11 protein-coding genes are annotated in these 10,169 nt (G+C 64.6%); 9 read left to right on the top strand and 2 right to left on the bottom strand.

Annotated features, from left to right (window positions below):
* Nucleotides 1-44 precede the first annotated feature (44 nt).
* The 6 genes from efp to QAZ47_RS07805 all read left to right on the top strand — a co-directional run bounded on the left by efp (nt 45) and on the right by QAZ47_RS07805 (nt 5,177).
* A complete protein-coding gene (efp, locus tag QAZ47_RS07830) occupies nt 45-611 on the top strand; it encodes an elongation factor P (protein WP_278076216.1) in 567 nt (188 codons plus the stop codon).
* A gap of 25 nt (nt 612-636) precedes the next feature.
* Complete coding sequence (locus QAZ47_RS07825; protein WP_278232845.1) at nt 637-1,437, top strand: inositol monophosphatase family protein; 801 nt, start codon at nt 637-639, stop codon at nt 1,435-1,437.
* Nucleotides 1,438-1,601: 164 nt separating this feature from the next.
* Nucleotides 1,602-2,294 (top strand): hemolysin III family protein, encoded by a 693-nt coding sequence (locus tag QAZ47_RS07820; RefSeq protein ID WP_278232844.1) that lies wholly within the window; start codon nt 1,602-1,604, stop codon nt 2,292-2,294.
* 184 nt (nt 2,295-2,478) lie between these two features.
* Entirely contained in the window at nt 2,479-3,498 is a 1,020-nt protein-coding gene (locus QAZ47_RS07815; protein ID WP_278076212.1) for a MotA/TolQ/ExbB proton channel family protein, read from the top strand.
* A 1-nt stretch (nt 3,499) separates the two neighbouring features.
* Nucleotides 3,500-4,528, top strand: a complete 1,029-nt coding sequence (locus QAZ47_RS07810; protein ID WP_278076211.1) for a peptidoglycan -binding protein — start codon at nt 3,500-3,502, stop codon at nt 4,526-4,528.
* 256 nt (nt 4,529-4,784) lie between these two features.
* A complete protein-coding gene (locus QAZ47_RS07805) occupies nt 4,785-5,177 on the top strand; it encodes a hypothetical protein (RefSeq protein WP_278232843.1) in 393 nt (130 codons plus the stop codon).
* 232 nt (nt 5,178-5,409) lie between these two features.
* Here QAZ47_RS07805 and QAZ47_RS07800 read toward each other — a convergent pair whose 3' ends face one another.
* Nucleotides 5,410-5,763, bottom strand: a complete 354-nt coding sequence (locus tag QAZ47_RS07800; protein ID WP_278206105.1) for a DUF1304 domain-containing protein — start codon at nt 5,761-5,763, stop codon at nt 5,410-5,412.
* Between the two features lie 146 nt (nt 5,764-5,909).
* Between QAZ47_RS07800 and QAZ47_RS07795 the strand changes: the two genes are divergently transcribed.
* The 3 genes from QAZ47_RS07795 (at nt 5,910) to QAZ47_RS07785 (ending at nt 8,168) form a co-directional block, all read left to right on the top strand.
* Nucleotides 5,910-7,391 carry a carboxypeptidase M32 gene (locus tag QAZ47_RS07795; protein WP_278232842.1) on the top strand — a complete coding sequence of 494 codons (1,482 nt, stop codon included), beginning with the start codon at nt 5,910-5,912 and terminating at the stop codon, nt 7,389-7,391.
* Nucleotides 7,392-7,458: 67 nt separating this feature from the next.
* Complete coding sequence (locus QAZ47_RS07790; protein WP_278232841.1) at nt 7,459-7,740, top strand: hypothetical protein; 282 nt, start codon at nt 7,459-7,461, stop codon at nt 7,738-7,740.
* On the top strand, nt 7,737-8,168 hold the full coding sequence (locus tag QAZ47_RS07785) for a type II toxin-antitoxin system VapC family toxin (protein ID WP_278232840.1): 432 nt from the start codon (nt 7,737-7,739) through the stop codon (nt 8,166-8,168). The genes QAZ47_RS07790 and QAZ47_RS07785 overlap by 4 nt, the downstream gene beginning before the upstream one ends.
* 7 nt (nt 8,169-8,175) lie before the next feature.
* On the opposite strand, the gene QAZ47_RS07780 is transcribed toward QAZ47_RS07785, so the two are convergent.
* Nucleotides 8,176-9,978, bottom strand: coding sequence for an ABC transporter transmembrane domain-containing protein (locus QAZ47_RS07780; protein WP_278232839.1), 1,803 nt, complete (start codon nt 9,976-9,978; stop codon nt 8,176-8,178).
* Nucleotides 9,979-10,169 lie beyond the last annotated feature (191 nt).

Here is a 10,169-nt window from a genome sequence, read left to right as displayed (position 1 = left end):
AAGCGCGCTCCGCGCGAAAAAATCTCATTCCGGATCAGTTCATCATGGCCAAGATCAGTGGCAGCGAAATCCGTCCCGGCTATGTCATCGAGCACGATGGCGGCCTGTGGGTCGCGGTCAAGACCAACACCGTCAAGCCGGGCAAGGGCGGCGCCTACAACCAGGTCGAGCTGAAGAACCTGATCAACGGCACCAAGCTCAACGAGCGCTTCCGCTCGGCCGAGACCGTCGAGCAGATCCGGCTCGATCTGAAGGATTTCTCCTTCCTCTACGAGCAGGGCGACGCGCTGGTGTTCATGGACACCGAGAGCTACGAGCAGCTCGAACTGGCGAAGGATTTCGTCGGCGAGCGTGCCGCCTTCCTGCAGGACGGAATGATGGTGACGGTGCAGCTCTATGAGGAACGGCCGATCGGCATCTCGCTACCCGACCAGGTGACGCTAACCATCACCGAAGCCGACCCGGTGGTGAAGGGCCAGACGGCTGCCTCCTCCTACAAGCCGGCGGTGCTGGAAAACGGCGTTCGCGTGCTGGTGCCGCCTTTCATCTCGGCCGGCGAGCGCATCATCGTCGACACCAACGAAATCACTTACGTGCGCCGCGCAGAGTAAAACGGTCAATACAGGAAGATAAAGAATGGCGCGTTCCGCTCTCCTCAATGTCATGGTCCAGGCCGCGATGAAGGCCGGCCGGTCCCTGTCGCGTGATTTCGGCGAGGTGCAGAACCTGCAGGTCTCGATGAAGGGACCGGGCGACTATGTCAGCCAGGCCGACCGCAAGGCGGAAGAGATCGTCTTTGCCGAGCTGTCCAAAGCAAGGCCGGGCTATGCCTTCCTGATGGAGGAGCGCGGCGCCGTCGAAGGCGAGGACGGCCAGCATCGCTGGATCGTCGACCCGCTCGACGGCACCACCAATTTCCTGCACGGCATCCCGCTTTTCTCGGTGTCGATCGCGCTGGAGCGCCAGGGCCAGATCGTCGCCGGCGTCGTCTACAATCCGGCGATGGACGAGCTCTATACCGCCGAGCGCGGCGGCGGCGCCTTCATGAACGACCGCCGGCTGCGCGTCGCCGGGCGCGCCAAGCTCACCGATGCCGTGATCGGCTGCGGCGTGCCGCATCTCGGGCGCGGCCAGCACGGCAATTTCCTGATTGAGCTGCGCAACGTCATGGCCGAAGTCTCCGGCGTCCGCCGGCTCGGCTCGGCCGCGCTCGACCTCGCCTATGTCGCGGCCGGCCGCATGGACGGCTTCTGGGAGACCGGCCTCTCGTCCTGGGACATTGCCGCCGGCATGCTGCTGGTGCGCGAGGCAGGCGGGTTCGTCTCCGACATGGACGGCGGACAGGACATGCTCGACACCGGCGGAATCGTCGCCGGCAACGAGCTCATCCAGCGCGCTCTGCTCAAGACGGTGAAGAAGCCGCTCCCGTCCCGTTGACGGGTGGCGAAAGGCGCTGCGCGGCGAAGCGCCTGCGTTCGAAATCAGGTGCTACAGCGTCCTTTGCGCGTCGAAACGACGCGCGGCGCAGTAGTCGCAAAACCGCCACCGAACGTTGAAATACTGATCCGCGATCGCCCAGATGAGGGGCTCCGGGATCATTCATGAACGACGCGCGGCCACAAACCCAGATCGAAATCCCCTTCGTGGGCCGCTGGCACTACTCGCGCGCCGAGATGATCGCCGACGGCATCGTCCATGCCGTCGGCATCGTGCTGGCGATCGCCGCCGGCTCAGCCTTCCTGGCTTTAGCCGCCTTTCACTCAGGTCCTGGGGAATATGTCGCCGCGATCTTCTACGTGGTGTCCCTGCTCACCGTGCTTTCGGTATCGCTGGCCTACAATCTGTGGCCGATATCGTGGCCGGCGAAATGGATATTGCGCCGCTTCGATCACGCCGCGATCTATCTTTTGATCGCCGCCACCTACACGCCCTTCCTCGCCCAGCTCAAAGCCTCGTCGCTGGTCCTTCCGATGATCGTCGTTGTCTGGGCCGCGGCGGCGATGGGCATCGCGATCAAGATGTTCCTGCCCGGCCGCTACGACCGGCTGGCGATCGTCTTCTATCTCGCCATCGGCTGGAGCGGCGTCGTGCTCGCCGGGCCGCTGGTCGCGACGCTGCCGACAGCCTCCATCGTGCTGCTGGTCGCCGGCGGCATCGTCTATTCCCTGGGCGTCGTCTTCTTCGCCTGGAAGGGCCTGCGCTTCCACAATGCCGTCTGGCACGGCTTCGTCGTCACTGGCGCCGGGCTGCATCTGGCCGCCATGGTCGACTGCCTGGTCATCAGCCGGTTCTGAGACCAAGAGCAATTCCAGGAAAAGCGTGAAGCGGTTAGGTCCGGCGCGTTCGCCGTGGCCTTTCGTCCGGAATTGCTCCAAAACGAGGCGGCGACGGCGATATTGCAAAGCGCCATTCAATTTGGTCACAATTCCGTTTAGAGTCGCGCAAATTCGCGGCGGTGGCATCGGAAACGGGGCACGGATGGCTTTTCTCAGATCCTTCGGCAGGCGCTCGGATGTCCTGGTCTACGATCCGCACAAGCTATCGAGCCCGCAGGTCTTCCTGCTCACCATGGTGATCTTCCTGATCATCGTCGCCTTTATCGCCGCCATCCTCACCCGCCAGATCTCGACCGCCTTCTCCAGCAATCCCGGCCTCAACGGCCTGATCATCGGCGTGCTTGCCGTCGGCATTCTGCTTGCCTTCGTCCAGGTCGGCCGGCTGTTCCGTGAAGTGCGCTGGGTCAATTCTTTCCGCGCCGGCTCCGAGACCACCGAGCCGGTGCTTTTGGCGCCGATGAAAGCGATGATCGGCCGTTCGTCGACGATCGCCTTCTCGACGAGCTCGATGCGCACGATGCTCGATTCCATCGCCACCCGCCTCGACGAAAGCCGCGACACCTCGCGCTATCTCGTCGGCCTGTTGGTGTTCCTCGGCCTGCTCGGCACCTTCTGGGGCCTGCTCAACACGATTGCCTCGATCCGCGAAACCATCGAAGCGCTCGATCCCGGCAGCGGCGACGCCGCCGCCGTTCTCGATGCGCTGAAGCAGGGTTTGTCGGCGCCGCTTGCGGGCATGGGCACGGCCTTCTCGTCCTCGTTGTTCGGCCTCTCCGGCTCGCTGGTGCTCGGCTTCCTCGACCTGCAGGCCGGCCGCGCCCAGACCCGCTTCTACACCGAGCTCGAGAACTGGCTGTCCTCGGTCACCGACCTGTCGTCCGACATCGTCGTCTCCGATCAGGCCCGCGCCGAGCCGTCGGAAGAAATCAGGCTGCTGTCGGAAAGGCTGCGCAGCCTGCAGGAGAACGGCGGCGGCTCCAACCCGCGCGTCGCCACCGCCATGGCCAACCTCGCCGACGGCATTTCCGGCCTGGTCAAGAACATGCGCTCCGAGCAGCAGATCATGCGCGACTGGGTCGAGGCGCAGTCCGACGAGCAGAAGGCCATGCGTAACACGCTGGAAAAGATCGCCGACGCGCTGAAGAAGCAAGGGGTCCACTGACGTGGCGCTGGCAAGACGGCGCGCCGATCGCCGCATCGACTATTGGCCGGGTTTCGTCGACGCGCTGTCGACGCTGCTGCTGGCGATCATGTTCCTGCTCACGGTGTTCGTGCTGGCGCAGTTCCTGCTCAGTCGCGAGATTTCCGGCAAGGACACGGTGCTCAACCGCCTCAACTCGCAGATCAACGAGCTGACGCAGCTGCTCGCGCTGGAGCGCTCGAACAGCCAGGACAAGGAAGACACGCTCGCCAACCTGCAGGCCTCGCTGTCGGCGGCGGAAGCCGAAAAGAGCCGGCTTCAGCAATTGCTGGACCAAGGCGCCGGTGCCGGTGACGCCGCTAACAAGCGCGCGGAAGCATTGTCCGGCGAGCTCAGCAACCAGCGCCAGATCAGCCAGCAGGCGCTGAGCCAAGTCGAGATCCTCAACCAGCAGATCGCAGCACTTCGCAAGCAGATCGCGGCGCTCGAGGACGCACTCAACGTCTCCGAGCAGCGCGACCGCGAATCCAACACCAAGATCGCCGATCTCGGCCGCCGCCTGAACGTGGCGCTTGCGCAGCGTGTCCAGGAACTCAACCGTTACCGCTCCGATTTCTTCGGCCGGCTGCGCGAGATCCTCGCCGACCGCGAGAACATCCGCATCGTCGGCGACCGCTTCGTCTTCCAGTCGGAGGTGCTGTTTCCCACCGGCTCCGACGTGATCAACGATGCCGGCAAGGTCGAGATGAAGAAGCTCGCCGACGCCATCATCGAACTGCAGAAGGAAATCCCGCCCGAGATCAGCTGGGTGCTGCGCGTCGACGGCCATACCGACAACAAGCCGCTGTCCGGCACCGGCCGTTATCACGACAACTGGGAGCTTTCGACGGCGCGCGCGACCTCGGTGGTGAAGTTCCTGATCGAGAACGGCGTGCCGGCCAACCGGCTGGTCGCCGCCGGCTTCGGCGAATTCCAGCCGCTCGATCCCTCCGATACGGACGAGGCACGCAGCAAGAACCGCCGTATCGAGCTGAAGCTCACCGAACGCTGAGCGGTTGCCGGAAAGCCCTTCCGCGCGTGCGGCTTGATCGTGCAGCCGCGTTTTAGGGCCCGACGCACGCGTGACAAGGCCGCGAAACATTACCGTTTTTTAATTCCACTTGGCGGGGTGCCGTGCCTAGGTAATCTACATGGGCCGGGGACCGCCGGCGGTGCCTCCCACATCGCGACGCGACGGAACCGGACGGCCCGGGTCGGAAGGCAGGTCGTTCCGGCGCTGCCTTCCCCAGCAAGAGGGAGACGCAGCCATGCGCTCTTTCAAGATACCCAGGACCGCGGCGCTCGCCGCGCTTCTCGTCGCCGTTCCGTTTGCCGGCGCCTACGCCGCATCGGCCGGCTTCTACACCCCGCGCACGGCAGGCCTGATCGACCAGGCGCAGAGCGTGGATCAAGGCATCACGGCCGCGCGGCAGGCGGATAAGATCAAGTCGGACGAGGCCCGCGACCTTCACCGGCAGGCTGTCCACATCAGCCGGGTCGCGCAAAGAGAGGCTGCCGAGGGACATGGCTCGATACCGGCGGCAGAGTACCAGCAGCTGGTGGCACAACTCGATGATGTGAGCCAGAGCCTGCGCAATGCCACGGGCAGCAACTTCCTCATCGGCAACGGCGCAGACGCCGGATATTATCCGAACGGGTGAACCCGTCCATTGCAGGAACTTTGTCGCAACGGCCCCGCGCGTCTTTCGGCGCCCTGGGGCCGTTGCGCATATCTCTTGGAGAGATGCTGCAATGCATGTCCGCCCAAAAGCGCGCAGCGGTCTTGGGCGGACGACATGCATCAAAACAAGATTTGAAGCGCGTCGCCTGAATCCGTTTCAGGGCGACGCGCTCTAGCCCGAGGGCGCCCTTTTCGCTCACGTCCTTAGTTGATCAGAGGCCGAGCCAAAGCGCCATGATGGCAAGCACCGCCGGCACCGTCTGGATGAACAGGATCTTCCGGCCGACGGTCGCCGCCCCGTAGAGGCCGGCAATGGCGACGCAAAGCAGGAAGAATATCTTGATCTGCAATCCGTCGGCGCCGAGATAGAGCCCCCAGATCAGGCCCGCCGCGAGAAAGCCGTTGTAGAGCCCCTGATTGGCGGCGAGCACCTTGGATGCGCTGGCGAATTCAGGCGTCAGCTTGAACGCCTTGTGGCCGCGTGGCGTGTCCCACAGCATCATCTCCAGATAGACGATATAGCAGTGGATCAGCGCCACCAGCCCGGTCAGTATATTGCCGGCCATTGTCCTCTCCAGTCGTTTGTTCCCGGCATTGATCACGCAGCGCCGTCCCGAGGCAAGACCGGCGGCTCTGCCGCCGACCGATCAGGGTTGCCAAGCTCGATGCGTTGGTATCTTTTCGCGCCAGCCAATTTGAGCCGGAATCCATCATGTCCTTCCAAAAACTCGATCAACTCGGCCACAAGCTCGAAGCGCTGGAGCATGCGCTGGCCATCCTCGGCGCCGACGAGGCGACCCATATGGCGGTCGGCGGCGGCGAGAAGCGCGCCGAGGCGACGTCGGTGCTGGCCGGCATGCTGCACGCCCAGGCGACCGCGCCGGAGATCGGCGACTGGATCGCCGCCGCCGAAGCCGAGCCGCTGAACGACGAGCAGCAGGCGGCAGTCCGGGAACTGCGCCGGCAATACACCAATCTCACCTGCCTGCCGGTCGAATTCGTCGAGCGCCAGACGACGGCGCGCATGCGCTCCGAGCAGCTCTGGCGCGACCTGCGCGCCAAGAACGACTGGGCGGGCTTTCTGCCGGCGCTGGAAGGGGTGGTGGCGCTGGTGCGGGAGGAGGCGGCGCTGCGCGCCGACGCGCTCGGCCTCGCCCCCTATGATGCGCTGATGGAGCAGTACGACCCCGGCAATCGCGCCGCCGACATCACGCCGGTGTTTGCCGAGCTGAAGGCCTTCCTCAAGGACTTCCTGCCGCATGCGCTGGCCGTGCAGGACGCGCGGCTGGCGAAGCATCCGCTAAAACCGCTCTCCGGCAGCTACGCCGTCGAGCGGCAGCGCGAGCTCGGCCTTGCCATGATGGCCGCAGTCGGCTTCGACCTGACCCACGGCTCGCTGTCGGTGTCGCACCATCCCTTCTGTGGCGGCGTGCCGACCGATGTGCGCATCACCACCCGCTACAAGACCTCGGATTTCCTGTCGGCGCTGATGGGTGTGCTGCACGAGACCGGCCACGCCCTCTACGAGCAGAACCTGCCGAAGATCTGGTCGCATTGGCCACTCGGCAAGGCGCGCGGCATGGCCGTGCACGAGAGCCAGAGCCTGTTCGTCGAAAAGCAGATCGGCCGCAACCCGGCCTTCTGGCGCTGGGCCTTGCCGGTGGTCGAAAAACATCTCGGCGAAGCCTGGTCCCTCGACGACATCCTGCCGCATGTCCACCATGTCGAACGCGGCCTGATCCGCGTCGATGCCGACGAGGTCACCTATCCGCTGCATGTCATCCTGCGCTACGAGCTCGAGCAGGAGCTTGTTTCCGGCCGGTTGGAAGCCGTCGACCTGCCCGAGGCATGGGACGCCAAGATGCGCGACTATCTCGGCCTGTCGACCATCGACAACCCGGCCGACGGACCGATGCAGGACGTCCACTGGCCTGGTGCAGCCTTCGGCTATTTCCCGTCCTACACGCTTGGCGCCATGATGGCGGCGCAGCAATGGGCGACCCTGACCAGGCAGCACCCGTCCGCGGACCAGGATCTCGCCAAAGGCGACTTCAGCGCGATCAACGAGTGGCGGCGGGACAGGATCTGGTCGCATGGCTCGCGCTGGTCGACGCCGGAGCTGCTCGAGCGCGCCACCGGCGAGCGGCTCAACGCCGCCTACTTCACCGAGCACCTGCGTAGGCGCTACGGTTAACGCCGAGAGCGGAAGTTGATTTTCATACTCCGAAAGCATACATCTTCGTATGAACAAGGAGTAGACCGTGGGAGTTTCAGCTTCGAAAGAACGCGCCACCTTTTCCATCGCCGCGGACATAAAGAGCCGGCTTGAAGACGAAGTGCCGAAAAGCGAAAGGTCGCGCTTCGTTGAAAAGGCAATCGATCAGGCATTGCGCGCAGTTGCCGTGACCCGTCTTAAAAGAATGCTGGATGAATTGCCGCGCAATTCCAGCCCGAAAAGCGAAAGTACCACCGATTTTCTGCGCGCCCAGCGCATGAAATGGGATGGCCGCCCACTCGATGTTCTCCGGGGCAGTAAGGAATGATCGTCGTCGATGCCTCGGTTTTCGTGAAGCTTTTTAAGCAAGAAGACGACAGCGAGGCGGCGCGCAGCTTGGTGGATCATATGCTGGAGCAGGGACAGGGCTTTCTCGCTCCGTCGGTGGTGTTGTATGAGGCTCTTTCAGCCGCTTTGCATGTCGAATTGCCGCTGACCGTGATTGGCCAGCTTTTCGATCAATTCCGGGAACTGGGGCTGGTGATCGAAGAACCGACCACGCAGGACTTGGCAACAGCAGAAAAAATCGCGACGTCAGCCGCACCCGGCAACGGTTATCCTACTCTCTTTGACAGTATCTATCACGCGATGGCACTTGAACGCGGCGGCACTTTTGTCACCGCTGACCAGCGCCACGTTGCCAAGGCCGCGCAGTTTGGCAGCGTTGTGCTGCTGGCGGATTGGCGAGCCGGCTGACGCTCTTTTATTCCGCCGCGCCCCGGAAGGCGCTGGCCCCGGTCTCGAACTGCAGCTTGGCGAGCCGCGCATAGGTGCCACCCTTGGCGACGAGGCTTTGGTGCGTGCCTTCCTCGACGATGCGTCCGCCTTCCATGACGAGGATCCGATCGGCCTTGAGCACCGTCGCCAGCCGATGGGCGATGACGATGGTGGTGCGGCCGCGCATCAGCCGCTCGAGCGCCGTCTGCACCAGCGTCTCGCTTTCGGCGTCGAGCGCCGAGGTCGCCTCGTCGAGCAGGAGGATCGGCGCGTCGCGCAGGATGGCGCGGGCGATCGCGATGCGCTGGCGCTGGCCGCCCGACAAGGTCACGCCGCGCTCGCCGACCTGGCTGTCATAGCCCTTTTCGAGCTTGCCGATGAATTCGTCGGCAAGGGCGGCCTTCGCAGCCGCTTCGATCTCGGCGTCGCCGGCGCCCGGCCGGCCGAAGCCGATATTGTCGCCAGCACTTGCCGCGAAGATGGTGACGTCCTGCGGCACGATGGCGATGCGCTCGCGGATTGCTGCCGGATCGGCCTCGCGCACGTCGACGCCGTCGATGACGATGCGGCCGCTTTCGGGATCGTAGAAGCGCAGGATCAGCGAGAAGACGGTGCTTTTTCCCGCGCCCGACGGTCCGACGATCGCAACCGTTTCGCCCGGCTTCACTTGGAAGCTCAGGCCATGCACCGCTGCCCGGTCCGGCCGCGCCGGATAGGAGAAGGAGACCTCGTCGAAGCTGATCGCGCCCTTGGCCTTGGCCGGCAGCGGCAGCGGATCGACGGGCGACTGGATGGCGGGCTTCTCGGCCAGGATCTCGGTCAACCGCTCGGCGGCGCCCGCCGCCTGCGACAGCTCGCTCCAAACCTCCGACAGCGCGCCGAGCGCGCCGGCGGCGAACACCGAATAGAGCAGGAACTGGCCGAGCGTGCCGGCCGACATCGTGCCGGCAAGCACGTCGCGCGAGCCGAACCAGAGCACCGCCACCACCGAGGAAAAGATCATGAAGATGGCGAAGAAGGTTAGGAAGGAGCGCGCGAAGACCGAGGTGCGCGCCGCCTCGAAGGCAGCCTCCACGGCGGCCGAGAAGCGCCCGGTGACCAGCTTCTCGTTGGTGAAGGCCTGCAGCGTGCGCACGGCGCCGATTTGCTCGCTGGCATAGGCGGTGGCTTCGGCCAGCGTATCCTGCGCCAGGCGCGACTTGCGCCGCACCGAGCGGCCGAAGGCGACCAGCGGCAGCACGATCAGCGGAATGGCGGCGATGACGAGGCCGGAAAGTTTTGGGCTGGTGAAGACCATCATCGCCACGGCGCCAAGGCCGAGGATGAGGTTGCGCAGCGCGACAGAGGCGGTGGCGCCGACCGCCGATTTCACCTGCGTTGTGTCGGCGGCAAGCCGCGACACGATCTCGCCGGACTGCGCGCGATCGAAAAAGGCCGGCGAGAGCGTCGTGAGATGCGAAAAGACGTCGCGGCGGATGTCGGCGACGACGCGCTCGCCGAGCGTGATGACGAAATAGTAGCGGCTGGCCGAGGCTGCCGCGAGCAGCGCCGCCATCAGAACCAGCGCGGCGAAATACTCGGCGATGAAGGTGGAGCCGGCCGCCTGGAAGCCGTGATCGATCATGCGCCGCACGGCCATCGGCAGCGCCAGCGTCGTCGCCGCCGCCACGATCAGCGAGATGATCGCGCCGACCGCCAGTTTCCGGTAGCGGGTGATGTAGGGAAAAAGGCTTCTGAGCGGCCGGATCGAGCGCCTGCGCGCGTCTCCACTGACACCGATATCCGCCATGAGCGTTTCCTCTGGCCGCTTGCCGGCCATCGCTTCAATATATGCGCTTGCCGCGGCCTTGTGATTCAATTCCGGCTGATGTATAGGCTCGCCGACCGTTTTAGAAGCCGTGGCTTTTCATTAGCTGCGGCTTCGAGTTTTGAAAGGGGGCGCATCGACGCAGGCCATAGGCCCGTCACCAGCGCCAGCAG

The sequence above is a fragment of the Mesorhizobium sp. WSM4904 genome (assembly GCF_029674545.1).
Lineage (GTDB): Bacteria > Pseudomonadota > Alphaproteobacteria > Rhizobiales > Rhizobiaceae > Mesorhizobium.
The sequence above is the reverse complement of the archived record's forward strand: the minus strand, read 5'-3'. Positions and strand labels throughout refer to the sequence as shown.